This window comes from Vibrio sp. HI00D65 (genome assembly GCF_001635455.1).
In the GTDB taxonomy this organism is placed as follows: Bacteria; Pseudomonadota; Gammaproteobacteria; order Enterobacterales; family Vibrionaceae; genus Vibrio.
In genome coordinates this window covers 1-24,904 of the sequence record NZ_LWEH01000044.1, presented here as the reverse complement: position 1 = coordinate 24,904, position 24,904 = coordinate 1, and the positions used below count along the sequence as shown (strand labels likewise).

29 protein-coding genes and 1 pseudogene are annotated in these 24,904 nt (G+C 40.6%); 24 read left to right on the top strand and 6 right to left on the bottom strand.

All coding sequences use genetic code 11. The features are described 5' to 3' along the window. Positions 1-18 precede the first annotated feature (18 nt). From A3712_RS06735 to A3712_RS06725, 3 genes are all read left to right on the top strand, one after another. Positions 19-711 (top strand): ABC transporter ATP-binding protein, encoded by a 693-nt coding sequence (locus A3712_RS06735; protein ID WP_063522809.1) that lies wholly within the window; start codon positions 19-21, stop codon positions 709-711. 262 nt (positions 712-973) lie between these two features. Next, complete coding sequence (locus tag A3712_RS06730) at positions 974-1,957, top strand: YopT-type cysteine protease domain-containing protein (RefSeq protein ID WP_063522808.1); 984 nt, start codon at positions 974-976, stop codon at positions 1,955-1,957. After that, positions 1,957-2,385 carry a CesT family type III secretion system chaperone gene (locus tag A3712_RS06725; protein WP_063522807.1) on the top strand — a complete coding sequence of 143 codons (429 nt, stop codon included), beginning with the start codon at positions 1,957-1,959 and terminating at the stop codon, positions 2,383-2,385. The genes A3712_RS06730 and A3712_RS06725 overlap by 1 nt, the downstream gene beginning before the upstream one ends. Before the next feature lie 180 nt (positions 2,386-2,565). On the opposite strand, the gene A3712_RS28175 is transcribed toward A3712_RS06725, so the two are convergent. Continuing rightward, entirely contained in the window at positions 2,566-2,751 is a 186-nt protein-coding gene (locus A3712_RS28175; protein WP_231891775.1) for a hypothetical protein, read from the bottom strand. A gap of 6 nt (positions 2,752-2,757) precedes the next feature. Further along, positions 2,758-2,988: a hypothetical protein gene (locus tag A3712_RS28170; protein WP_063522806.1), complete on the bottom strand. Its 231-nt coding sequence runs from the start codon at positions 2,986-2,988 to the stop codon at positions 2,758-2,760. Positions 2,989-3,518: 530 nt separating this feature from the next. Here A3712_RS28170 and A3712_RS06715 point away from each other — a divergent pair. Together A3712_RS06715 and tdh are read left to right on the top strand one after the other, a co-directional pair. Beyond that, positions 3,519-4,712: a glycine C-acetyltransferase gene (locus tag A3712_RS06715; protein WP_063522805.1), complete on the top strand. Its 1,194-nt coding sequence runs from the start codon at positions 3,519-3,521 to the stop codon at positions 4,710-4,712. 80 nt (positions 4,713-4,792) lie between these two features. After that, positions 4,793-5,824 (top strand): L-threonine 3-dehydrogenase, encoded by a 1,032-nt coding sequence (tdh, locus tag A3712_RS06710; RefSeq protein WP_004742453.1) that lies wholly within the window; start codon positions 4,793-4,795, stop codon positions 5,822-5,824. 111 nt (positions 5,825-5,935) lie between these two features. On the opposite strand, the gene A3712_RS06705 is transcribed toward tdh, so the two are convergent. Further along, positions 5,936-6,973, bottom strand: a complete 1,038-nt coding sequence (locus A3712_RS06705) for a phage integrase (protein WP_063522804.1) — start codon at positions 6,971-6,973, stop codon at positions 5,936-5,938. A 131-nt stretch (positions 6,974-7,104) separates the two neighbouring features. Here A3712_RS06705 and A3712_RS06700 point away from each other — a divergent pair, with 131 nt between their 5' ends. The 5 genes from A3712_RS06700 (at position 7,105) to A3712_RS06680 (ending at position 13,291) form a co-directional block, all read left to right on the top strand. After that, a complete protein-coding gene (locus A3712_RS06700; RefSeq protein ID WP_063522803.1) occupies positions 7,105-7,491 on the top strand; it encodes a hypothetical protein in 387 nt (128 codons plus the stop codon). 259 nt (positions 7,492-7,750) lie between these two features. Continuing rightward, the gene (locus A3712_RS06695) at positions 7,751-8,950 is read left to right on the top strand and encodes a serine/threonine-protein kinase (protein WP_231891774.1); all 1,200 of its coding nucleotides are present in this window, start codon (positions 7,751-7,753) and stop codon (positions 8,948-8,950) included. 147 nt (positions 8,951-9,097) lie between these two features. Then, positions 9,098-9,661, top strand: a complete 564-nt coding sequence (locus tag A3712_RS06690) for a hypothetical protein (RefSeq protein ID WP_157618714.1) — start codon at positions 9,098-9,100, stop codon at positions 9,659-9,661. A gap of 234 nt (positions 9,662-9,895) precedes the next feature. Next, positions 9,896-12,013, top strand: coding sequence for a retron Eco8 family effector endonuclease (locus tag A3712_RS06685; protein WP_063522800.1), 2,118 nt, complete (start codon positions 9,896-9,898; stop codon positions 12,011-12,013). Positions 12,014-12,184: 171 nt separating this feature from the next. After that, positions 12,185-13,291 (top strand): reverse transcriptase family protein, encoded by a 1,107-nt coding sequence (locus A3712_RS06680; protein WP_063522799.1) that lies wholly within the window; start codon positions 12,185-12,187, stop codon positions 13,289-13,291. A gap of 368 nt (positions 13,292-13,659) precedes the next feature. On the opposite strand, the gene A3712_RS06675 is transcribed toward A3712_RS06680, so the two are convergent. Next, the gene (locus tag A3712_RS06675) at positions 13,660-14,286 is read right to left on the bottom strand and encodes a helix-turn-helix domain-containing protein (protein ID WP_063522798.1); all 627 of its coding nucleotides are present in this window, start codon (positions 14,284-14,286) and stop codon (positions 13,660-13,662) included. Between the two features lie 91 nt (positions 14,287-14,377). Between A3712_RS06675 and A3712_RS06670 the strand changes: the two genes are divergently transcribed. The 9 genes from A3712_RS06670 (at position 14,378) to A3712_RS06630 (ending at position 19,252) form a co-directional block, all read left to right on the top strand. Then, positions 14,378-14,590 carry a hypothetical protein gene (locus A3712_RS06670; RefSeq protein ID WP_063522797.1) on the top strand — a complete coding sequence of 71 codons (213 nt, stop codon included), beginning with the start codon at positions 14,378-14,380 and terminating at the stop codon, positions 14,588-14,590. Between the two features lie 114 nt (positions 14,591-14,704). Beyond that, on the top strand, positions 14,705-15,244 hold the full coding sequence (locus A3712_RS06665; RefSeq protein WP_063522796.1) for a phage regulatory CII family protein: 540 nt from the start codon (positions 14,705-14,707) through the stop codon (positions 15,242-15,244). Between the two features lie 97 nt (positions 15,245-15,341). Then, positions 15,342-15,479 carry a hypothetical protein gene (locus A3712_RS06660; protein WP_231891773.1) on the top strand — a complete coding sequence of 46 codons (138 nt, stop codon included), beginning with the start codon at positions 15,342-15,344 and terminating at the stop codon, positions 15,477-15,479. A 20-nt stretch (positions 15,480-15,499) separates the two neighbouring features. Further along, positions 15,500-15,787, top strand: coding sequence for a hypothetical protein (locus A3712_RS06655; RefSeq protein ID WP_063522794.1), 288 nt, complete (start codon positions 15,500-15,502; stop codon positions 15,785-15,787). Beyond that, positions 15,787-16,014: a hypothetical protein gene (locus A3712_RS06650; RefSeq protein ID WP_063522793.1), complete on the top strand. Its 228-nt coding sequence runs from the start codon at positions 15,787-15,789 to the stop codon at positions 16,012-16,014. The genes A3712_RS06655 and A3712_RS06650 overlap by 1 nt, the downstream gene beginning before the upstream one ends. Continuing rightward, entirely contained in the window at positions 16,011-16,196 is a 186-nt protein-coding gene (locus tag A3712_RS06645) for a hypothetical protein (protein ID WP_004742467.1), read from the top strand. Before A3712_RS06650 ends, A3712_RS06645 begins: the two co-directional genes overlap by 4 nt. A 42-nt stretch (positions 16,197-16,238) precedes the next feature. Continuing rightward, a complete protein-coding gene (locus tag A3712_RS06640; protein ID WP_231891772.1) occupies positions 16,239-18,293 on the top strand; it encodes a rolling circle replication-associated protein in 2,055 nt (684 codons plus the stop codon). A gap of 93 nt (positions 18,294-18,386) precedes the next feature. Continuing rightward, entirely contained in the window at positions 18,387-18,593 is a 207-nt protein-coding gene (locus tag A3712_RS06635) for a hypothetical protein (RefSeq protein ID WP_004742469.1), read from the top strand. A 167-nt stretch (positions 18,594-18,760) separates the two neighbouring features. Next, entirely contained in the window at positions 18,761-19,252 is a 492-nt protein-coding gene (locus A3712_RS06630; RefSeq protein ID WP_063522791.1) for a hypothetical protein, read from the top strand. Positions 19,253-19,261: 9 nt separating this feature from the next. On the opposite strand, the gene A3712_RS26580 is transcribed toward A3712_RS06630, so the two are convergent. After that, a complete protein-coding gene (locus A3712_RS26580; RefSeq protein ID WP_082856188.1) occupies positions 19,262-19,513 on the bottom strand; it encodes an ogr/Delta-like zinc finger family protein in 252 nt (83 codons plus the stop codon). A 263-nt stretch (positions 19,514-19,776) separates the two neighbouring features. On the opposite strand from A3712_RS26580, the gene A3712_RS06625 reads away from it, so the two are divergent. From A3712_RS06625 to A3712_RS06610, 5 genes and pseudogenes are all read left to right on the top strand, one after another. Then, a complete protein-coding gene (locus tag A3712_RS06625; RefSeq protein ID WP_063522790.1) occupies positions 19,777-20,163 on the top strand; it encodes a tautomerase family protein in 387 nt (128 codons plus the stop codon). Positions 20,164-20,248: 85 nt separating this feature from the next. After that, positions 20,249-20,449, top strand: a pseudogene (locus A3712_RS26575) (putative quinol monooxygenase); the annotation flags it as partial. A gap of 154 nt (positions 20,450-20,603) precedes the next feature. Further along, positions 20,604-20,990 (top strand): VOC family protein, encoded by a 387-nt coding sequence (locus tag A3712_RS06620; protein WP_017105996.1) that lies wholly within the window; start codon positions 20,604-20,606, stop codon positions 20,988-20,990. A 118-nt stretch (positions 20,991-21,108) separates the two neighbouring features. Beyond that, positions 21,109-21,459, top strand: a complete 351-nt coding sequence (locus A3712_RS06615) for a cupin domain-containing protein (protein WP_004742476.1) — start codon at positions 21,109-21,111, stop codon at positions 21,457-21,459. Positions 21,460-22,671: 1,212 nt separating this feature from the next. Then, positions 22,672-23,532, top strand: a complete 861-nt coding sequence (locus A3712_RS06610; RefSeq protein ID WP_197465795.1) for an Imm49 family immunity protein — start codon at positions 22,672-22,674, stop codon at positions 23,530-23,532. A 969-nt stretch (positions 23,533-24,501) separates the two neighbouring features. Here A3712_RS06610 and A3712_RS06600 read toward each other — a convergent pair. Further along, positions 24,502-24,904 (bottom strand): tyrosine-type recombinase/integrase (locus A3712_RS06600; protein WP_157618713.1); only part of this gene is annotated, 403 nt, incomplete at its 5' end.

The following is a 24,904-nucleotide window of genomic DNA, read 5'->3' as shown; positions in this document are numbered from 1 at the left end:
AAGAATTCTGGAGAGAAAATGTCGAACGCCCCATTGGTTGAACTGACTAACATTTGTAAATACTACGCAAGCGGAGAGGCGGAAGTACGTGCGCTAGACGGCGTCGACTTGACCATCAATCAAGGTGAATTTCTTTCCATTCTTGGTCCGTCGGGCTCAGGCAAATCGACTCTGATGAACATGCTGGGCTGCCTAGATAAACCGACCGATGGCCAATACCAATTGGGTGGTCAAAACGTCGCAAGTTTAAGCCCCAACGAGCTAGCCGGTATTCGCAACCAAAAGGTAGGCTTTGTCTTCCAAAGCTTTAACTTATTGGAATACGCGACAGCATTGGATAACGTGGCACTGCCGTTGGTTTACTCTGGCATCAAAGCCAAAGAACGTCGCCAGCGCGCCGAGAAGCTGCTTGAGCAAGTTGGGCTAGGGGATCGCCTCGACCACAAGCCAAATCAGCTTTCTGGTGGTCAAAAGCAGAGAGTGGCGATTGCAAGAGCCCTAGTTAACGATCCGCAAATCATCTTAGCGGATGAACCAACGGGGGCATTGGATTCAAAATCTGGCGCAGAGATTGAAGCCTTGTTCAATCAACTCCATGCTGAAGGCAGAACCTTGATCATCGTGACGCACGATAACGCCCTAGCAGAGCGCACTAAGCGAATCATCACCATCAAAGATGGAAAGGTGATTTCGGATAGAGTGCCGCAGTAACCGTTTCTATGTTTGCCAAAACTCAATACATAGGGAAATAAACCTCAAAGGGCAATGATGGTTGCGGAAATCATCATTGTCTTCTGGTCAAACAGAACTACTACTACAACGAATTTATTTACCTCAAAAATACACTCGTCCCAAATCTCTTTAAACAAGCCCCACGATCAAATCAACAAAATAACGACTATGACTAACAGCCCAACTTCATCGCTTTGGTTAACCTTGCTGCATACAAAATAAACACAGAAAGCAGGTAGTTATGCAAGGTATTACTAATATTTCCTCTATCAGTGGACCAATCATCTCTGCACCAGTCAGCCAACCACAAAACCAAGGTCAACTTGGTGGTTTGAGTGCAAGCACGCAAATGACGCCAGATGCCATTCGCAACTTGATGCTGCAACAGATGAGCAGCGGTGCTACTGCAAACCCAGCACCAATCAGCTCGTTCTCTCTGCAAAGTACGACACCAGAACAAAGCGCAGAGCCTCGCTCAAAGCTACAAAACTTCAAAACAGTGGTACAAACACTGGGCGACCGTATTTTGCATGCTCTGGTTAGCACTAAAACCTCTTCATTGCGTAACTCGGCAGCAAAACACAACGGCGAAGTGACCATGCAAGTCTCTCAGGTAACGGGCAGCATCAAAAACGCCATCCTAAAAGACACAGACACCTCTGGAGGATGTTGTGAAGCACTGAGCGCTCACTGGATGAAGGCACGAGCAGAAGGCTCTAACCTTGGCGAACAACTATTTCAATCAGGAACGGCAAGCGACAAAGGTAAGCTGAACAAAGAGACGATGCAGTCTGTCTCGCAACTGCAAACCGATGGCATGGTGGGTTATGACCAAGAAGCGATCACTGAAGGTTGGTTAAGAAGCAACAACATCGAATCACCTTACCGAGAACTTGGTGCATTATCACGTGTGTATGGACAAACAGGCCGTGGCCGAAATGGTGCAGCAGAGCTGGCGGCGAAGATCGTTGATAACGGCCCTAAAACATCGCTATTGAAGAAGATCGGCCTTGAAGGTCCAAGTAATGCACATGCCGTTGCCGCCGCGGTAGATGGGGAGAAAGTGACCTTCTTTGACCCGAACTTTGGTGAGTTTTCTTTCCCAAGCAAGGAAGATTTTACCAGTTGGTTTGTGCAGGATTTCTGGCACAAATCAGGCTACGACTTACCGAAATTCGGTTTATCGGGAGAATTCAGCATCGTCAACTTGGAGGTTAACCACTAATGACAACCACATTCGATCACTTAGTTAAACACTTTTTCGAAAAGAACGGTCTAGAGAACCCAACCGCGCAAGATGGTATCTACAGCCTACTGATTGACCAAAAGTATCAACTTCATTTCACGCATCAGAATGAAGAGTGGATGGTACTGTATGCAGAACTTGGTGAAGCAAACTCGATATCGGAGCAGTTGGCGAAGAGCAATATCTTTGGTGAATACTGGCCTGCGCACGTTGTGTCGCACCAAGAAAATAGCGCCGTTTTATGGTCTCAACAACCGATGGCGATGCTGAATGTCACGGCGTTAGAGGCGTGGACAGAGTGCTTTATTCAAGATCTTATCGAAAAGCAGGCGGCGATTTCTGGAGTAGAGCCAACGCCAGCAAGCGCAGAGCCAACCAATATCCGACCTCATATGATCTCGGTGTAAACCCTATGCTCTAAATATATAGGGCTAAGTAACGCCCACATGATTGGGCGTTACTTTTTGTGGTTTAAGCGCGGCTTTTAGCCAGTAGCTGGTCCACTTTTCCTTTCGCTGTTTTACTGCCCACTTATTCAAGCTCTTCTACTATCAACAACTGTAGTTTTGGCGTTATCTGTTCATCAGCTAACGCGGGGTGGAGATTCTGAGTGTATCTATATCTTCAACTTCTTCTGCTGCGGTTTCAATTCCAGACGCTTTGCAGTAAGCCAAAGTTTGCTGGGTTAGCGTAGAGCGAGCGCTGTCTTCGCTATTTACAATCGACTTATCAAATTTCACTTCATCGACATCAAGGTTCATCACCTTCTTCATGTCAGATTAGCCCATACCGAAATCATTGATAGAGATCTGAATACCAAGCACTTTATAGCGTTTAACCAGTTCGCAGAGCTCTCCACCCCATTGAGCAGTAACTGAGTTCGCTAGTGCTTTCTTGTTGATATTAACGGCCAAGTTCAAGTGTGCTGGAAGCGACTTGACTTCAGTTAAAGATTGCTCAGAAGCTCTCTTCTTCGTAACCCAATGCAAAAGTACGATCAATGAACACACCCGGTGAAAAGGTTCCTTCTTCGAGAATATTCAGACGAAACAGTGCTTGTACACCTGTCACTTTTCGGCACTCGATTCCACTTTTGGTTGATAAAAGCAGGTGTGCTAGTCGTTTTCGAAGGCTTCTTGAATGATGTGATCGGATAGTGTCATGGGCTTGTTTCTCATCTTATCTTGGGCATCGGTGTAACGTCCGCATATTCTGAGAGAAACAGTAATTCACCACTAAATCTTTTTGAGATTAAAAATTGAGAGTTGATATGAAAGCGAAATCTGGTCGAATTTTCGATGGATATGGCGTTAAAAAGAACAATAGAGGGGCGTTAATGTGCACTGCGTCACTGGGATGAACTATTATTCATGCCTCAGATTCATTAATGTTTTTCCAACTGGAGGGATAATCGAAAAGGGGGAGTTCAACTAGAATATAGAGATTAGTTTTACAGTGTAAATGTTCGTTTTAGTATCGTTTATATCCCTACATAATGCGGCGCGCGATGCTGCTGAATAATAACTAGGAAGGAATGAGAATGTCTTCTGCATTTTATCAACAGATTCAAAATCAAATCGAAGAAGTTAAAGAAGAAGGTCTTTACAAGTCTGAGCGTGTAATCACTTCTCAACAGCAAGCGGCTGTTAAAATTTCAACAGGCGAAGAAGTACTTAACTTCTGTGCAAACAACTACTTAGGCTTAGCCAATCATCCTGAACTTATCGAAGCTGGTAAAGCGGGTATGGATCAACACGGTTTTGGTATGGCGTCTGTACGTTTCATCTGTGGTACTCAAGACATCCACAAAGAGCTAGAAGACAAACTATCTACATTTCTTGGTAAAGAAGACACGATTCTTTACACATCTTGTTTCGATGCGAACGCAGGTCTTTTCGAAACTATCCTTGGCAAAGAAGACGCAATCATCTCTGATGCTCTAAACCATGCTTCAATCATTGATGGTGTTCGCCTATGTAAAGCAATGCGCTTCCGTTACGCGAACAACAACATGGAAGAGCTAGAGCAACAACTTATCGCAGCTAAAGAAGCGGGTGCTCGCCACACGCTAATCGTGACTGACGGCGTATTCTCTATGGACGGCGTAGTAGCAAATCTTCCTGCTATCTGTGACCTAGCAGATAAGTACGGCGCTCTAGTGATGGTTGATGATTCTCACGCTGTGGGCTTCATGGGCGAAAACGGCGCTGGTACTCACGAGTTCCACAACGTTGTTGACCGTATCGACATCATTACAGGCACGCTAGGTAAAGCAATGGGCGGTGCTTCAGGTGGTTACACGTCTGGTAAGAAAGAAGTGATCGACTGGCTACGTCAACGTTCTCGTCCATACCTATTCTCTAACTCAGTTGCACCAGCAATCGTATCAGCGTCTATCCGCGTTCTAGATCTTTTAGCAGAATCTGGTGACCTGCGCACAACACTGTGGGAAAACTCTGCTCACTTCCGTACTCGTATGGAAGAAGCTGGCTTTACTATGGGTGGGGCTGACCACGCAATCATTCCAATCATGCTAGGTGATGCAAAAGTAGCGGCAGACTTCGCTGAGCGTGCTTTAGAGAAAGGCATCTACGTTGTAGGTTTCTCTTTCCCTGTAGTACCAAAAGGCCAAGCGCGTATCCGTACTCAAATGTCTGCTGCACACTCTCGTGAGCAACTAGACCGTGCTATCGATGCATTCATCGAAGTGGGTAAAGAGATGGGAATCATCTAATTCTGAAGCTTAACTCAGAATATAGATAAAAAGTTTTCGATTCTCGCTTTACAGTTAGGCGAGATGAACTAGGTAACATTATGAAAATTAAAGCACTTTCTAAGCTTAAGCCTGAAGAAGGCATTTGGATGACCGAGGTTGAAAAACCTGAAATGGGTCATAATGATCTTCTTATCCGTATTAAGAAAACCGCAATCTGTGGTACAGACGTACACATCTACAACTGGGATGAGTGGTCACAAAACACAATTCCAGTACCTATGGTTGTAGGTCACGAATACGTGGGTGAAGTTGTTGGCATTGGCCAAGAAGTTCGTGGTTTTGAAATCGGAGACCGTGTGTCTGGCGAAGGTCATATCACATGTGGTCACTGTCGTAACTGTCGTGGCGGCCGTACACACCTTTGTCGCAACACAACAGGTGTTGGTGTAAACCGCACTGGTGCGTTCTCTGAATACCTTGTGATTCCAGCGTTCAATGCATTTAAGATCCCTGCGGAGATCTCTGATGATCTAGCATCTATCTTCGACCCGTTTGGTAACGCAGTACACACAGCGCTTTCTTTCGACCTAGTAGGCGAAGATGTGCTAATCACAGGCGCTGGTCCAATCGGTATCATGGCTGCAGCAGTTGCTAAGCACGTTGGTGCTCGTCACGTTGTAATTACTGACGTAAACGAATACCGTCTAGACCTTGCGAAGAAAATGGGCGTAACGCGTGCAGTAAACGTGATGGAGGAGAAGTTAGAAGATGTGATGGCTGATTTAGGCATGACTGAGGGCTTCGATGTAGGTCTTGAAATGTCTGGTGTACCATCTGCGTTCAACAGCATGCTAACGAACATGAACCACGGCGGTAAGATCTCTCTACTAGGTATTCCACCATCAGATATGGCAGTAGACTGGAACCAAGTAATCTTTAAAGGCTTGGTTATCAAAGGTATCTACGGTCGTGAGATGTTCGAAACTTGGTACAAGATGGCTTCTTTGATTCAATCAGGCCTAGATCTAACACCAATTATCACTCACCACTTTAAGGTTGATGACTTCCAAAAAGGCTTTGACGCTATGCGTAGCGGGCTTTCAGGCAAGGTAATCCTTGATTGGGAATAGTCTAAATTAGGCTCTGATTTGCAAAAGGCGACAATGTAAATTGTCGCCTTTTTTACGTCTAAAACCGCTAAATAACGCTCTTTTACAGTGGCTGCCGCCACTTTGTCGCCACTAATTATCTAGAGGATTGAGGTGAACAGCCTGCATCAAATGCTCTGGGGCAAAATGAGAATACGCCATTGTCTGCTCGATTTTTGTATGACCAAGAATACGCTGCAGCACTAAGATATCCCCTTTATTCATCATAAAATACGAAGCAAAAGTATGCCGTAGAACATGGGTCGCTTGCCCATTCGGAACGTGCTCAGGCAAGGCTCTTTTTATGTAACGCCAAGCATCTTTGTAACTGGTGTTAAATATGTCATGGTCGCTCACCGCTATATCTAATATCTCTTGATACAAATATGGTGAGATAGGCACACTGCGGTTCCTTTTCCCTTTTGTCTCTGTGTAAGTCAATTTGAACTCGGTTATTTGAGCTCGAGTTAGAGTGAGTGCCTCACTGATTCGTGCACCAGTGGCCAAACAAATTTTCGCGATGACAATGATTTGCGGGATTGATACCTTGATAACTCGCTTGCAGTTCTGCAGTTCATCAAAGAACTCGTCGATTTGTGGCTTGGTTAGATAGGCAAGGTGCTTCTCACTGGTTTTGATCGGCTCGATTGCTTCAAGCGGGTTGGGATATTTCCACTGATTGTACTTAATCAGCTTCTTGAACATGCCCTTTAGATAAATCAGTTCAAGGTTGTGTGTGGTTGGGGATATCTCGATGGATTTATTCTTGCCCCTATAGGGGACACGAGCTGCTCGATACGCTAAGTAGTCTCGTTCTTTAAACTGGCAGGCAATTGGGTTACCTAACTCTTCAATTGTTTTGGATATGAGATCTTTGGCTTGCTTGCCTGACTTTAGAGTATGGCCATGGATGGTCCACCAATTTTCCAAAAGCTCACTCATTCTTCGGTTATCCGGTTTAATACCCATCCATGGCTTATCGTCAATCTCCTTCATCGTGTGAAGCTCAAAGGCTTTAGCTTCGCCTTTAGTAGCAAACTTCTTACGAACACGCTTTCCTGCTCGCCCATTTGGGTAACATTCGCAGATCCAAGGTTTGGTTGAACCATCTTTCAAATTGCGTACTGACATAATTAAGCCTAAAATAACTGTATATAAAAACAGTGTAAGTCGAGCTTAAACGTAGAACAATGTTTTATGTCGCACAACAAGCACAAGCTCGATGTATATATCAACACATTGAAATTTAATCAGGTTTTACTATGTTTCAATCCATTCATGTGAGCGTAGGCTACAGTGCTATCAAGATGAATAGCGCTGGCCCATTAGACTTAAGCAAAAAAAATACGGGCGAAGTATCCGCACTTTTAAAAATGGGGAATGTGTTTCGGGCACCCTTTGGCGGGTTCATTGAAGCAGAGAACGTTGTAGGTTTACGGATAGTGAAGCTGATTGATATCAGATACCTGTGTACTGACGCAGACGCTGAAGTAATCGAGTACGTGATACAGAGAGACCATTATGTAGTAGGGACGTATCAAGATCGGAAGTTGTACATTTTACTGTTTGGCGGGCAACCGAAGCATCATCGTATTAAAGGTTTTGAGCAGGGTGAGAAGAGAAATGTACATGCTCTTTATAAGTACTAGATACTCAATTAAGCCACCATATCAAACTTTCTTAATTCACAAAAACGCGTTGATTGAGGGAGTTAACTCCAAATATTCTACATGCGGTGAAGCTGAACTGACAATTCTTGATTATTTAGCCTTGAGATTACCTCAATTTTGACACACGAATCTGATATGCCTTGAGATTCATTAAGAATGACAGCAATATAGGCTCAAATTATTAAAGATTGAACTAAACAACATTAATAGCCTACGAGCATTGAGGTAAACATTGGACGTGTATTCTAGCCATTTAAAGCGCCAAGGCTTTGATTTACTTGATAAAATTGGAAGTGGTCTATCTGGAACAACAAAGAAAGCCAAGCAGACTTCTTTAGAAAGGTTTGTTGCAATAAAGTTTTTTGATAGCGTATTCAATCGCAATAACTCTGATCTTAAGAAGAAATTTCAGAGAGAAGCATTCATTCTTGCCGAAGTTCAACATCCAGCGATACCTTATGTAATAACGCACGGAGAAGTTGTAGATCAACAAAATCCTATTCCATACATTGTAATGGAATACATTGATGGTACTAACCTAGAGGACTATGTTCAAAATAATGGAGTACTTGATCAGCGGCAAGTTATCAACATTGCAACACAGGTTCTAGATGCCCTTTTATTGGTTCATTCAAAAGGTATAATCCATCGAGATATAAAACCTTCTAACATTATGTTGTCTTCAGCAGGTCATTCTTATCTCATTGACTTTTCTATAGGTTTTGCACCTTCGGGAAACACCAAATTTACACGTGCGACTAGAACAGGGGACCGCCTCGGCTCAGCAGAATATATATCTCCAGAACAGAATGAAGATATGAAAAATGTCGATTGCAGAACTGATATATATTCACTGGGCTTGACACTATGTAAGCTGCTTACTGGTACAGCTTCGTTGAAAGGGTTGGAAAAACCAGACTTATCGATCCCTTACGCATTACGCAAGCTAATCTGTAAAGCAGCTGAACATGATGCTAACGAGCGTTACCAAAATGTTGAATCTATGCTGAGAGAATTAAAAAGCTTTTCTATTGCAGGACATTTTGCCGTGAGTTCTCCCAGTAAGGCATTGTGCGATAATTTGAAGTGTCCAGATGCAACTTGGTCTCCAAATGGGTACTACAAAGGTGCAAATTTTATTGCAGACAGCATCGATATACATTGCACTTCCTGTGGAAATAAACTCGTCTATCTGTGTACATGTGGACATCCTATTGCAGATACCCGTTTCTGTGGAGGATGTGGTAATGAGCTTTTCAAAATACCAGAGTGTGATAGTTGTGGTTCATATCTGAAGAAACAAGATATGGATAAGAGTACGTCACAAGGCTGTACTAAGTGTTTGACAACGGACATGCCTCCGCCGCAACAAACTCTTTGGCGCCGGCCACAACAGACAAAAGCTATTACCGATTTTGATGATGATATCCCATTTTAGCGATTACTAGAGATCTAGTTTTGTTAAGTTTGACTGCTTAACAACTATCTTCAAACCTTTGGAAGGCAATCTGGTGCTTATTGATGAGCAGCTAATCATTGAGCAAGAAGCCTAACTATTAAGAAAAAGATGACCTTCATGAGTTGTATGAATATTTTAGAGCTTGACTATGGTCTTGGCCCATTAGTCGATGTTGAAGAAACGATCCAAATTGGTATCGACAAGCTGCTTGATAGAAATCGGACTGAACCTTGGTTTGATGGACTGTGGGTGAGTGAATACAGTGAAGTCCTTTATGGTTCTTTATTAGTTTCAGCCCAAGCATATTGTCTTGGAAGCTTACGAGATATAAATGAAATCCGAACTAGTTTAGGTCTCAATAAGATTACCAAAGACAAAGCATACAGGAGTCATCGTATAAAAGTTCAGGGTTATTCATTAATAGAACTTATTAATAGTGCTGCAAATTATTTCAAGCATCGAGATGAGTGGACCTATATATGGCCGGATAATTACACTACACGTGTTTTAACGGCATTTTCAATGGATTGCGAATTTTTGATTAATCATGTGAAAACATTGATTGAATCTGAATATGCCTACAAAACACTCTCTAACTTAGCCTCAGAGTGGAGGAATGATTTAATTGAGCAAACGAAAGATGAAAGTAAAGAAATACATACTTTATCTATAGCTAAAAATAAATTGTAATTCAGAGAAGATACTAGCCTGCACACTAATATGGATTGATTAAATTACAATAAGTTCCCTAAGTAAACCTTAAATATGAAAGCACAATAAGTGATTTTTTTTGTTGAATACTAACTCTAGTAAAACTGTCCAACACACTTTCTGGATGATTTTAGTCAGATTTAGCAAAGTAAACAAAGCTTTGTGTGGTAACTCATTTAAGTGTTTGATATGATTGTTTAAAAAGAGATTTATATGACAGTACAGGCTATAAAAGTTACAAACTTGCTATCATTCGATGAGCTAAACGTAGATAACTTAAACGACTTGAATTGCATTGTCGGTCGTAATAACGTCGGGAAATCAAATTTACTTAAAGTCCTCAAATTCTTTTATAACAAACTAGAAGGTAAAGAAGAACTACCTCCCAAGTTAAACTCAAATTATTCGTATAAAGGCACTATATCATTAACTTTCGATATGACGAGGATTTTTAGGATGGCCAGAAGCCAACCTAAAAATAAGTATTTTGATTTTATCATTCGTAAACTTGTGCCGGCACACAAAAGAAGTATATTCTCATTAGTGCGCTATGATGATGACTTCACTACTTATACTCTAACACTTAATATTTACAACGATGGTAAAGTTAAGTGGTCAACCAAAGATAAACAAACTTTAAACCTTATCCTTTACCTTTTTCCATTTTTTCATATTGAACCTAGACACATGGATTTACATGAGTGGGATAGTTTATGGGACCTTATATCAAGAATTAAATCTTTCAATTTATCGAAAATTGATGATCAATCTGTAATCGATTTTTTTGATGAGTCAATTAATTCTAATGGTGATAACTCGTATAAGAATTATGTTTTGGATTTAAACAAAACTATTTCTACAAAGCCAAGTTCTCAGAAAGAAAAGGTATTGAGTTATATAAAAGCTGGATTAAAAGGTTACCGATTTGAAATAGATGAGAATGATCTAAAATTTCATTCAGATGGAACCAACTCATTTCATTTTATAAAAACCTTTCTAAAGATACTAATCACAATATCAAGAAGAGAATATATAACACCATTTGTTTTTATTGATGAACCAGAGCTAGGTTTACATCCGAAAATGAATGAGGTTTTAATTCAAGATGTATATGTTAGTTATAAATATAATGAAAACAAAGATGATCGAGTAACTAGACCAAAAGTATTCTTGACAACTCACTCGCCGAATATAGTAAAAGAGATAATTAAAAAATTCAGAAATAGACAGCGTGTTTATTGCTTTCAGAAGAAGCTAGATGGTAAAACTAAGATTAGCAAACTGAACTCTACCTATGATAATGAAAGTTTTATAAATATTTTTAGTGATAATGAAGCAAGATTGTTCTTCAGCGATTTTATTTTATTTGTTGAGGGGGAAAGTGAATTAGAAGCTTTTGGAAATATGAAAATGACCGAGCACTTTCCACATTTGAGACATGTAGATATTTATAAATGTAGTAGTAATGTAATTGGTGAAAGAATTAACCCTTCTTATTCAAATTCTTCTATTCCATATTTGTTTTTATTTGATGCAGACAAGGCAATTTCAGTTAAAGGCGAACCTAAGAGTCTGTGTATAAAGCTAGGGAAAAATGGCGACTATTTCAATTTTAAAGCGGATACTTTAAAGTCAGAGTTGAATAAGTATAAGTTTGGGTTCAGTAAGAAGTTCAAAAAAAAGAGAGAAAATGTAGAGAAATTACTTGAAGTTATAAATAAGGAAGTCATAGTGAATACTACGTCTCAACGATTTATTGACGAATCTGACTTCGATTCAATATTTACAGCGGTTAAGAGTAGATTACTTGATAAAAATATTTATATAAATAGAACTACTTTAGAGGGCTGTTTAATTCAGGAAGATAGCTCAGAAATTGTATATGAATGGTTAGATAAAAAGTATAACTCTAATTTCGATGCTATATTGCAGCGTATAGAACGGAGCAAGTATGTTACAGAGAGTATGCTCATTGATTACATTAGAATTATTTTTAATGGTAAATCAATGGCGTTGACTGACTATAATCATTTTAATATTGAAGCCTATAAACAAACCTTAGATAAAAATAAAAAGGTAAGCGGTAAGCTGAGGTATACTTCTAGGCATGCAAAAATGCTAATGAAACTACTGGAAGAGAGTACTGTACGCAATAAATATCTTGAAAAAACCGATGGGTGGACGACATGTTTCTTAAATCATGCTGTTGAGTTCGTTGAAAAAGAATCTTTAAATAGAAATCAACCATTTGGAACGACATTTAGAGTTTACTTCCCTGAATTCTATGATATTATTCGTATGCTTCAACCCGATAGTAGAGGGGAGATATGAGTTTCGACATATATCTGAGAGCTTGCCTCTCCCGCTCCTTGCTTGAAAAAGTCCAACTTCCTCTAGCTTCGAGCATAGTCCTAATGATTGCTAATTTAGTCACTGTGATTATTGTGCGCTAAATACACACCTACGGTGTAATTGTGTTCTTTTGTATCGGGTTGAAGCTCTATGATTAAAAATAAAAAAAAGATCAGTGATGATTTCTTTAAGAAAGCAATACTTAATGGAAATAAAGCTCTTTTAAGCGATTTCTCTCCTTCTGTTAGTGAATTTAAGGTTGGTGGAGATAGGTTTTTCGAGATATCTAGGGGGTCTGAACATAAAAGTATAAATAATAGAATAACTAAGATTGTTCTAGATAAAATTCCCATTAATTCGTCTGCTTGTGGTTTTGTTCAATGTAAATCTTATTATGATTTTCTAAGACCTCACGTCCATGGGTATTATTTCCTTAGGCTAGATATAAAAGAATTTTTCCATTCAATCCCTTCGATTGAAGTAAAAAAATTACTTTCTCAATATTTTAATAATGAAAAAAATGGGGCTAAATATTCAGCTCTAGATATTGCATATATGTCTGTTACCCATAGGGTTAGCGACACCTATATTGAAGAAGACTTTCGTGGAAAAGACATTTTGCCTATAGGTTTCTCTTCTTCTCCTGTAATATCAAATATAATTTTCAGACGAATAGATATTCTTATTCAGAAAATGTGTGAAGAGAAGGGTATTGTCTATACTCGTTATGCTGATGATATGCTTTTCTCTTGTGAAAGTAGTAAGTATTTACATTCTGAACAATTTGAAAGAGATATTTCTATTTTTGTATCCACACTTTCTCTCAAGTTGAATAGAAAAAAAAGAAAAGCAGCTGAGAATACTATATCTTTAAATGGATATGTTGTACAGAACACAAAAATAAATAAAGGCTTCTTTCATGAATATATAGAAAAGCCAGTGGGAAATATCAGATTGTCGGATAAAAAACTTAAACCGTTAAAAAAACTCTCTGTATTGCTTAAAAAGGAAAAAGATCCAATATATATAATGGATAAGGTGTTTAATCTTAACCCTAGTAAATTCATTAGAAAATATGGAAAAAACTATGAATTCTATTCTAAGTATGCGGATGATCAATTGCAAAATAAAATTAAAGGTTATCGTTCATACTTGTTATCACTCATGAGCTATAATGATAAATATGGTTGTGTTAATGCTAAATGTATGCAAAAGGTTAAAGGTTTAGTTGAAGTTTTTGAGTCTAATATCAAATAAAGATTAGGAATTATACCTTGGTTACATAGCTGAGATATTTAGAAGTCTTTTAGAACGAATATTGTAGCTCAACTAGCTTAGGAAAAAATTGTACATAATATTGTGTACTTGTCTGGGGCATCTCATTTGTCACAAGATTTACTATATCCCGGCCACTTTGCTTTTGTATCCATGACAATCAAGCGGCAAAGCTCTTTCCTGAAGCTTAATCCAAAGAAAAAGGCTGCCAAATGGCAGCCTTTTTTAGTTTGCAAGCAAAGGTGTTAACGTCCTTCCCCGATAGGACAGGGTGATAATAACCCATTTAGATGTTAGCGATACCGTTAACTAGGTTGACTGCGAATGAGCTCAAAGAATGAGCTCAGCCGTTAGCACTTCTCCATTATTAATGCGACACGCCCCACAACTCTCACATCATCTTCCTCAACGGTTAATGTCGATCCGTTAAAGCTAATCGCTAGTTTTTTACCTGGAAGGCGCTGAATCTCGTTAAGTGAGAGTAGGCCGTCCATATCTACTAAGTAAGTACCGCTTACTGCTTGGCGAACTTCTTTATCGACAATGAATGTTGTCCCATCATGCTCGATGCCCATTACATTCAGAACTCCAAGTTTGTCTAAGTAGCTTTTATCAAACGCTAACGTTTCATTCCCTATAAGCTTTCCGTTCACTAAGGCGAAGTGATCGATGTCAAACAGTGTCTTCGCTTCATTCCTCTTGGAAACATGCTTTTGCGTGTTTTTGTCAGGGAAAGCCTCACCTACACCAGTAGCCATATAAGAAACAGATGCTCCAGTTCTCAAGTGAGTCCTAATAATTATCTCATAAGGTGTTAATTTACGTTGGTGCCATGTGGAAATCGTTGATTTCGGTACGCCAAGAACCTCTGCAAGTGACAGGAAATCACGTGAATTAGTGATCTCTTTCAATTTTTCGGTTACTTCACGCCCTTTTAAATACTCAATTGGGCGATCCAAGTCTTGATAATCACTCATAATCGATCTAATATTCGCCTTGTTGGGTGAATGATGAGGTGCAACTAATCATTCCCGTATAAAACATTCAATAACATAAAAGGATAGCACTATGCTCTCATATCAAGTAGTCCTAAATACGCCTTTCATGACGTACGACCAATACTCTCAGTTCTCTGGTATGCCTAAACGTACCATCATGGATTGGGTTGCTGACGGTCGCTTACCTATTAAAACCAAAGCAAAAGGTAAGGAAACCCCGCTTATCAATATGATCGCCCTAGTTGAAATGGCGACTCGTGAAACGATGGAAAAGTTAGGGTAGGCCGCTATGCGTTTTTCCTCCCTAATGCCAACCAAAGAGTATTGCCCGTTGTGGCTCAATATTCTTGGTTGGGTTTTCGTTTTCATCCCGTTTGTCTTCAATTGAGTATTGGTTATGAACGAAATTGACTCAATGTGCGAATTCCGTGGCTTTAAACAAAAGGCATTTAATGAAGCGTGCTGTGCATTTGCGAACTCGGAGAACATGACCAAGTTAGCGAAAGCCGTGGGCATGAATGCGACCATGCTTCGTAACAAGCTTAACCCAGAGCAACCGCACATCCTTACCAATGTCGAGCTTGTGCTCATCACTAAGGCCAGTGGCAACTTCACCATTCTAAATAGCCTTTTGCTTGGCCTCGGCGTAGTGACAGCACAAATCCCTAATGATGCGAGTGAAGAGACTTTCATTAAACGCGCATTAGAAAACGCGGTGCACTCGGGTGACTTATCTCGCATGGCTTTAGAACATGCTGGGAACGATCGCCTAAGCCGCACCAACAAACACATTATTATCCAAAAGGCACAGGCGGGTATTAGCAACCTTGTGCTTCTTATCAACGATATCGAAAGCCGCACAAAAGGCGTTTCCCCATTCTTAGCCATGAGTGTGGATTTAGTCGCCAATGGTTCGGCTATTCCCGGACTGACTTAGGAGAGCCCGAATGGAATAGACTAACCCAATTCATAGACCTTGCCCGGATTTACCTGCATACAGCCTAAGCCAAGAGCAGAAAACCAAAGGCTTAGCAATGCTCAAGCAAGTCAAAGCTCAAGTACGAGACGGTGTTCTTTCCAAGTTGCGAACTGACTACGAAGAAGCGGAGAGCCCAACGTTAAAAACGGCGATTAACCGCAGAGCAAGAAGCATCAAACGTAACTGGTCATAACCATAAGCTAAGGATTAAGCATGATTACTCAGACACAAGAAGTCGCGAACAAACGCGCTATTCAATACACCGTCAATTCTATTTACAACTTGGTTTTTGAGAACAGTGATGTGATTGATTTCCGCATTGAGTTTTCTACTAAACATAAGTACTTCGGGGTCTTTCACTTTGAAGGGAATCGCACCAAAGAGCTTCATTTAATCGTGCTACTGGATAGTGAGTCTGCACTTAAAGAGCTATTAGAAGTGGAAGATACGTTAATTGAGCGCATCGCAGAGTTCAAAGATCAAAAAGGGGAGGCGGCCTAATGGAATATTCAGCCGTGTTTCTTTGCCCAAGTGGTGGCATTGTTCGCCACGAAGAGACTCAACAGGTCGCGAACGTTCAAGTTTGGGAATTTGACTCTATGGACGATGCGGTTAATCAAGCTTGCTTAACGCTTGAATGTACCCACCTGCACAAAGGCGTGATCTCAAAAGGTGAGGGTAAAAGTGGGTTCATGGTGGTGACAAACCAGGAGTTGGAGGCGATATGAGCGAAGCGTTAAAAGTGGCCGCTGAGGCTCCGGGATACATCGAAACTTTATTAGTGGAAATGCTGGAAGGTAATCATCCCGATAATGAGGTGTTGTTAGGTACTTTGCTTTCGGGAAATGAGTCGATTCAAATTCAACTGAAGATCACCCGCAAACCAGAAGACTTCATGGATGAGTGTTAATGCATGGAATTGAATGAACTTCTCTATAGCGTAGGGGCTGTAATGCCCCTCGATAAAATTCGCAGAAACGATGCCAGCTTTAACGCTGGTTTTTTAGTATCCAAAATTTACACCGACCAAGAGCAAGCGCTTCTAGATTCCGGTTTGGTGAAGAAAATCCCAATTTACGATCGCGTTTTTAACCAGAGATCGAAGCGAGAAGTGGAGCTTCAGAAATCGACCGATCTCTTTAAAGCGCTTAACCATCGCACGGAACACGACCGCGAAGCGGCGGCGAGAATCGCCGAAAACACTAGGCCTGTCAAAGGGCGCAAAAGTCAGACAGAAAAATACAGGCATCGAATTGAGCGAAATCGTCGCACTCTGAGGCTTCTGGACAAGGTAGTGAATCCATCAGAAGTGTTACAAAGCCCAGAGTCGTATTTCAACCACGACTCGCTCTATGGCTCTACAGAGCGAAATCAGCCTGCTGTGCTGCGTGAAAAGGGGAGGGAAAACCGCTGTGAACCCAAAATCCTTCCCACATCGGTACAACTGCAGCAACGTGAATGCTTTAACCAGTATCGAATTCAGCACATAACACAAACACCGGCGAGCAAAGCACCTGTAGCAAACAGTGGTGATAGATACACAGACAAATTAACCAAGCGAGCTGTTACCCAGATTTTTGAAAGTGCTGCGTATTCAGCAATTTGCAATGATGGATTCACTACGTTCCTCACTCTGACGTTTACCAAAGCTCAGCGATTGGCGATTTTTGGTGGTATGGCCGATGAATCTGCTCTCGGGCATCTTGGTGCGCGTCATCCTATCCGCTATCGAAGAAACATGGTGACTTATGCGAGTAGCCCGGCTGAGAAACGAGTGGCGTTGCCGGTCATGGATATCGGTGGGCCTTATTCAACGGTCCCATTTGCCAATAGACCTCGGACTAAGTTGATGAATGGAGGTGGTGAGATAGCAGGTGATTACTGCCGCTTGGAAGACAAGCCGAAAGCTGAGTTTACCTTAGAGAAAACTATTGAAACCACAATGGGCAAAGAGGTGTCTCGGATTCTTGATGCGATGAAGAAAATGTATCAAAGAGGTTGGGTTGCTGATCATACAGTCCAAGTTGATACAGATAGCGGCCAGAAATATTGTGATTTAAAAGCTGAAAAAGTGCCGGCATATATTGGAAAGCCTAGTGACGTTGGCCCAACAGATAAACCGCTCGACTTTCATTACATTTGGGTCGCTGAGTGTCCTGCAAATGAGGATGGTGAACCCAACCCCCACGTACATGTTCTTTTAAAGTGGAATGTTGAACCTAGGTTCTTTAGTGCCTGGGCAAAACGTCTAGAAAAAATTTGGGGACACGGATTTGCAACACTCGAGAGAATCAAAAAGCCAAAGGCTGCCGGCTCTTACATCATTAAGGCTGTGGGCTATGCCGCTAAAGGAGGGGATTCAGCACAAGGGCTGATAAAGGGAAATCGTTACAGCATATCTAAATGTACACGAGCGCCAAAGTGGCAGTGCTTGGCATCGTTTGAAGCGGACAACATGACGGCAGTCATTAAAGAACTAGGCCATAAGCTAGACCAGTGGAAAAAACCGTTAAAGCGGAGAATATCAAAGCTGAAGGTAGCTAAAGACCAAACGATTAAAGCCAAGGCGATAGCCATGAAACAAGGCAAACCGAAATCTCTCACAGACAAAATGCAGAGCCGAATTATTCGTTTAGAAAAACAGGCAGAAAAGGTAAACCAAGAAATTCGCGAACGTGGAGTGCATGCCTCTAGTGGTAACCGGTTTTCAGTGACGTTTGAAGGTGACGAGTCACGTACCAAGGTTGATGAGTTTCTGTATTGGGCAGCTGGTGCTCGTGGTTGGTCTATGGAGTGTAGAGATTTGGATTTAGCTGATCTCAAACAAGAGGCTGATACATATTACGAAAGTAGCTTTGTTCATCACCAGGAACGGCGAGCCTATTGGAAGGCAGTATTTGAAGATAGCCCTCTTATTTTGGATGTGGATGACGACGAAAAGAGTTATTGGATGGATACTCAAGCACAGTATTTAGAGTCACATTTTGAGGCATTGTTGTGTGAGTAAAACTGAGGGATGAATCTCGCTTCATAACAATACTGTATGAATACGTACAGTATTTCTGTATATTTATACAGTAATTTGATTTGGAGTAGAGCTATGTCATTAAAAAATCAGGACATATTCTTACAAGCAATGGGGTTCATTATTGATGCTGTAGCGCTCAGCACTGAAGGTGAAAGCAGGGCTGATATGGGTATTTATTTGATGAGTCTATTGGTTGCGGATCAAAAAGGAGAGTTGAAGCCAGAAAAATTAGCCGCTATTAAGCAGCTAATCGAGATGGCTGATGAGATCCGAACGTGATTTGGATTTCTAGTTAAATATATTTCTATGGGATTAAAGTTAGCATTCTTATTATTTTCAATAATATCAATAACTTAATGTTATTGATTATTGTTTTTTTTAGATTTAGATTGTGCCGATAATCGTGTGCTGGCCGCACAATCTAGTGTTTAAAAAAGGAATTCAGTATGAAAAAAAGCTTCTTAATTTTATCAATGGCGTCGTTGTTATCAGCGTCGGTATTTGCTAAAAATCTTTCATTTTCAAACCCAAGAACTCTATTGCCCAATGAGGATGTACAGTCTTTTGAACTTGCAGATCTAGACGGTAATGGAAAACAAGAAATTGTATATCTAACGTCTAACGGTGAACTTAAGTATGCAGCCTTAGGCCATTATATCACCGAATCAAGTCGTGATATTCTTCGTAGTTCGTATCAATGGGCTGTTAAAGATCGTCCAGGTATAACGATGAGTTTTAGTGAGAATACGTACATAATTTCAGGAGAAGTAAATGGACGTGGATCTAATTTATATTTTAAAGATGGTACGTTCAGTGGGAATTATGTGCAGCAAACAATATTGATTGATTACATTTCTGATACTGAAATCAGCGGTACATTTAAGGATGGGCGTTTGGGAATTGACGATGAGGTTCCTTTCACTGCGGTTCCAAAGTAGAAAACCCAACTAAGGTATCAAAAGTTGTTGTTTTAGCTCTTGGCGCTGATCGGGTGCCAAGGCTTTAACCATTTCAAAAGCCAACTGAGAAGTCGTCTTAGCTGAAGGGCTAAGAGTATGGCTGAAGGAAAGGTTCATCACAAAGGTATGGCCACACTCAGGGTCACTACAACTACAATATAAATCGCTATAACTCGCTGAAATACGGTTTGATTTTTGTATGCGGGCTTTCTCGCCACACTCGGGGCAAACTACTCTCATATAACACCATGAACCTATCGAAATGATAAGCCCATGGTACTAAATTATGCTGATGATTTATACAGTCCTCAGGGCTTTTGGGATGTCTTTTTGTTTTTTCTAGGGGACGTGCTTACCTAGATGAGCCACAGTTGGCAAACTATGCAGAAAAATTCTGTATTTTGTGAAGTGATGAATCATATGTGACAGATGAGTTATTGAATATGTAGCATATCAATGTAAATTCTGTCTAATAAAGCTGTTATACGTTCAGAGGAGGCACGGTGGTAGTAATATATGGAATCAAAGAGTGTTTGAACCCGATCAAAGCTCAATTATCAGATGTAATTCAGGCATCTATGACTCAAGTTCTTGAACTTCCTGAGGGCAAGCGCGCTCATCGGATCGTTCCACTGGATAAATCAGACTTTTACTACCCAGAGGGTAGAACAGATGCCTACACGGTTATTGAAATTAACATGATGGCAGGGCGTAAAGTCGAAACCAAGAAAGCACTGATTAAGGCTCTATTTACAAATATTGAGTCTAGTCTTGGTATCTCACCAATCGATATTGAAATTATCCTCAAAGAGCAAGCACCTCATTGTTGGGGTTTTCGTGGTATGACTGGTGATGATGTTCAAGATTTAACTTACAACGTAAATATTTAGGGGCTTAATAATGGGTAAAGTGATTTTATCGGGCTACATTGATATCCCAGAAAATTAGTTAGAAGTTGTCACAACAGCACTTGATAAGCATATTGAACTGACTCGTAATGAAGCGGGTTGCTTAATCTTTGAAGTAACTCAAAGTAGTGAGCTTTCAACTCGGATTACTGTGTATGAAGAGTTTACAGATAAAGCAGCGTTTGAAAGTCATCAAGCAAGAGTTAAAACCTCAGATTGGGGGCGCGTAACAGGTAATGTAAAGCGGACGTACAGTATTGTGGAATAGAACGTATAACAAAGTGTTTAAGACAGATTTCCAACGCATGGCATTTTTCATTCCATCGTTGGGTTCAGTGTTTACGGTGGTCTGATTAGGTTTTGTGGTGGCGTTGCTCACTACTTAACGCGCGTTATAAATCTAATTCAGTGAGGCATTTTTTTTGAAAATTAACGAGCTTTGTCACATTGCAATCAGTTGTATTTCAATTGAAGAATCAACCAATTTTTATGAAAATATATTTGGCTTCAAAGTAGATGGAACACTTGGCAGTAACAATGGGAATGTTAAGTTAAGAGTAAGCGAATACTCGTATATAGAGCTTTTTCCGTTTGAGCAGTACAACTCTAAAGGTAGAGGATGTATTGCTCATTTCGCATTGTCTGTAGAATGTCTTGACTCCGCAATTTCTCATATGAGTAATAAAAATCAAAGTATATTACGTGGACCTTTCACTGTACGTTGCAAGAATAGTCAAAAAGACATTAGTAAAGTTGTGTTTTATAGTGGTCCAGATGGTGAAGAAATTGAGTTAATTCAGCGTTACTAGATTTATAACAAATCGTTCAAGTCTGATTCGCAAACGCGTGCCGATTTCGCTTCGCTCCATTTTGGCACACGTTCACTCACAGTTTAACTGGGCGTTATATGCACAGAGAGAATTACAGATGATTCGTAATTATTTAGAAACGGAAAAACAAATTCAGAACTCTGCCCATGATGGGATTGGCTCTGTCGAGTTATATGAAATTTGGAGTAAGTCAGACTTCGCTAGCAGCTGCGATTTTATCGACAGACAAATTATCCCGCCAAATTCTACGGTTGGTTACCATAAACATGGCAACAACGAAGAGATGTATATCATTCTCGAAGGCTCTGGAACAATGACTATTGATAACCAAGAGGTAAAGATTAAAAAAGGCGATATGATAAAAAATAAGCCTTATGGCGAGCACGGTTTAATAAACGATTCAGATTCAGACATTGAGCTGTTAATTATTCAGTTTAGCTTGGATTAATGTACATATAACAAGGCTCTCAACAGTGCCCCTGAACACGTGGCACTTTTGCTTCGTAAAAGTGTATGTCATGGTTTCGGTGACGTTAGCTTGGCGTTATGTTCTTCGGGCTAGGAAGGGATACGGAAACACTAGTATTAAGCTTGAACTGCAACTACTTCCAACAGCCACCGCATCCGGTGGCTTTTTTACGCCTGTCTCAAAGCCCCACCGAAAGCATGCCCAATCCACGGAAAACGCACTCCTCCTACCCGCCTGCAGCGTTTTCGAACTCATTTTTTCGCAATTCTATTTCAGCGAAATTCTGCGACCGTAATAGGGAGCTAGCAAGCCGCGAGCCCTTCAGGAGTAACGGGGGATGGGGGATAGTTGAAGGGCTGAGAATGGCTTACAGGACGCCTAATAAAATTGCGAAGAGTGCAAAAAATTGCAATAAATTGAAATTTTGACGATCAGTATTGATCTGTTGGTTTTTGTTAAGTGATTGAAATATATGAATTCCTGTGTTTTAGGTCAGGTTTTTGATGATCATTTGTGTTTTTTTGATGATCAGTTTCGTATCGCCTCAGCCCTTGTTGGATAAGGGCTGAACGTGAATTGCAACGAAAAACAAAATTGCAAAAAATGTCACTGTGTTTACGTTACTCAGCTTAAGCAGGGCAGTATCACCGTTCTCTAAGAAGTCATGTACCACTGACTGTATTGAGATTACGCAGAACGCTCAAGTTGAAATTACGGGCGGCAAATCTTCGAGGAGTTATCGAGTACAATAAGGGTATGAGTAAAAACAAAAGGTCAAACTCATTTGTGCCCCATTCCGAGTTTGCGCAACAAAATCGTGAAAAATTTAATCGAATAGGTTTATGGGCGTATCCGAACGACTCAAGTGTTATCGCATAAATAGTTAGCATTGAGTATGTCAAAGACCTTCACAGGCTGAATTTCGACCTGACTAGTTACTCTTTATTTGACTCCATATTTTTGTCTCAAACTTGCGTCTTGCGTAGTGAGCAGTGCTTTGAGATAGAAGTAGGTTTTATAGCGGCATAATGTCGTATATGAAATGAGCCACTAGGTATAAGGTATTGATAAATATTAATTAAATCTTAGACAGTTGTCAGATTTTCAACAACCTTAGGCGGAGCTCATCTTTAACAAAGATGGTACCATTAAAACGTCAAATAACGTGAAATTTGAGTTGGGGGCGTAGCCATGATAAAGGCAGTAAAGACACACGTGAGTAATTTAGCAGGAAAGCAGCGGCTGTATGACGTAACGTTATCCAGATTTTGGCAAATGAACCAAAAAGCCATGGATGATGAAGGACACAATTGGTTTGGATTTGAATCGGGATATGAAAAGCAAAAAAAATTATTTTTTATTGGCCATCATGCGCCCTCGGTTTCGGAACAAGCGGTGGCTGAACATTTGAGAACGGCTCAGCAGTACCTAATGCGATGGCAGCGCGTGCTTTCAGAACCGGAAGGGGGCATTGTGGCGTTTACCTATCAGGGAGTCGACTTTTCTGTGCCCACACGTGGTAAAGCCCAGTCAGTACCTGTTACTGATTGGCTAGATTGGGTATTTATAACAATCATAACCGGGCGATATGGTGATCTAAATGCCCTAATGGCCCAATTAGGGCGTGGGCAAGTAAATTGTGGGGAAATTTTTGGTTCGCTGCATTGCGAAATTATTTTGCACTTATTGGGTTTGCAACCCAGCCAAGATATTACTGCTGCCATTGAGCGACTGACGCAGTTAATTGATGAAGGCGATTGCGCTGGCAGAGAGCGCTGGATGATTTTCCACAGTATTACCATCACGCTTGGTTTCTATGATGTGATGCAAGCGGTACACCAACAAAATCAAGAGGCATATCGTGATGCTATGCACCGTGCTTTGGAAATGCATCAAGAGTGGTGGACGCATGATAAAGATTTTAGCCAAAGGGAAACGGGGTATGTGTCACTGCCGTTGCTCACAGCGGCTAAATACGCCAAAGAAAAGTATGGATTGACCCTTGATGTTGAGTCAGGATATTTACCTAATTATGTATTCTCAAACTCGTAAACAGTGAAGTAAAAATGATCGGTGGCGTTGTTGCCGATCATTACACTGATTGTCACAGTTCCCTAGCGTTATTGAGCGGTTCTACTACCGTTAGTAGTGGTATAAAACTAAGCGAATTTTCCACATTCTCACTTATCAATTAATTTGTAATTTAAATAGGTCGCTAACAAGCTTTTGTCCAAAAGCGTCTTAGGTTGAGTTTTTACCCGTGGCGCTTTCTAGCTCAAAAGTGCCCCAATATGATTTAGAAAAACATGTTCAAACTTAAGGGACACGCGTTTCCCCAACAAAATCTAATGTCAAATATTGGCTGTTTTAGTCGCCCACTACACTTACTTTTCCGTATAACTAAATCGTTTATTAAGTATGAAAAGTGGCACGTTTGTTTAGTATCGCCTCAAAACTTGACTTTACGTTGTCATCATTCTTATTTGTTTAGTTAAAATCATATAACTAATTACTCCACCGAATACTGGGAGGCCTAATGAGAGGAATAGTATCATTCCTTTACTCTGAACTTCTTTGTTAACTATTATGATTATGAGCGGTAGAAACCAAGCTGTGACAGCTGAACTGAAAATAGATACGCCTAAAATTGTAAATGCCATTTCGTTGTGAATACCTGAATGGTCAACTACAAAACTTAGTATCAACATAACCCAAAATAGAACAATAGATTGCTTTAGTAACCTCAGCATTTTCATTAGCATTAGTTTCGCACTCCTAATCAAGTAATAAATGTGGCCAATGTAATCTTTTGTTCAATGTAAATTTAGGGTTGTTACTGTGCTGGTATGGAAGTATGACGTTTACGACTTGTTAAGACGTTTGTAGTTTTCCTCCTAAACAGCTTAGTCCAGAGACAATGTTAGCTCTTTTGTGCCCCAAAGCAATTAAGATTGTTTACTCCACTCAAGTATCTGTTCCAAATAAGCCCTAATTTTTCTTATGTTTGGTTCATGGCAAGGATCATTGGTTTTCCTTATAGTTTTCAATAAAGATTTTATTTAGTGGGCTTACAGTACCCGCAAAATATTCGCCAATAACATGGGTATATATTTGTGTCGTCGCTACATCTGAATGTCCTAATAGCTCTTGGACTGTACGAATATCTTGCCCCGAGCGCAGCAGTTCGGTAGCGAAGCTATGACGGAAGGTATGGCATGTTATTCGTTTATTAAAGATTTTAGCCTGTTGCACCGCTCGTTTGAGAGCCTTTCTTGGTGCAGAATCGTGTAAATGATGCCGACAAAGCTTATTAGTCAGTGGGTGCCGACAGATGCTTAAAGAAGGAAAGATAAACATCCAAGCAATTTGTTTAAAAGCGTTCGGGTACTTTTTACCAAGGGCGTGTGGAAGCGAGGGACCGATG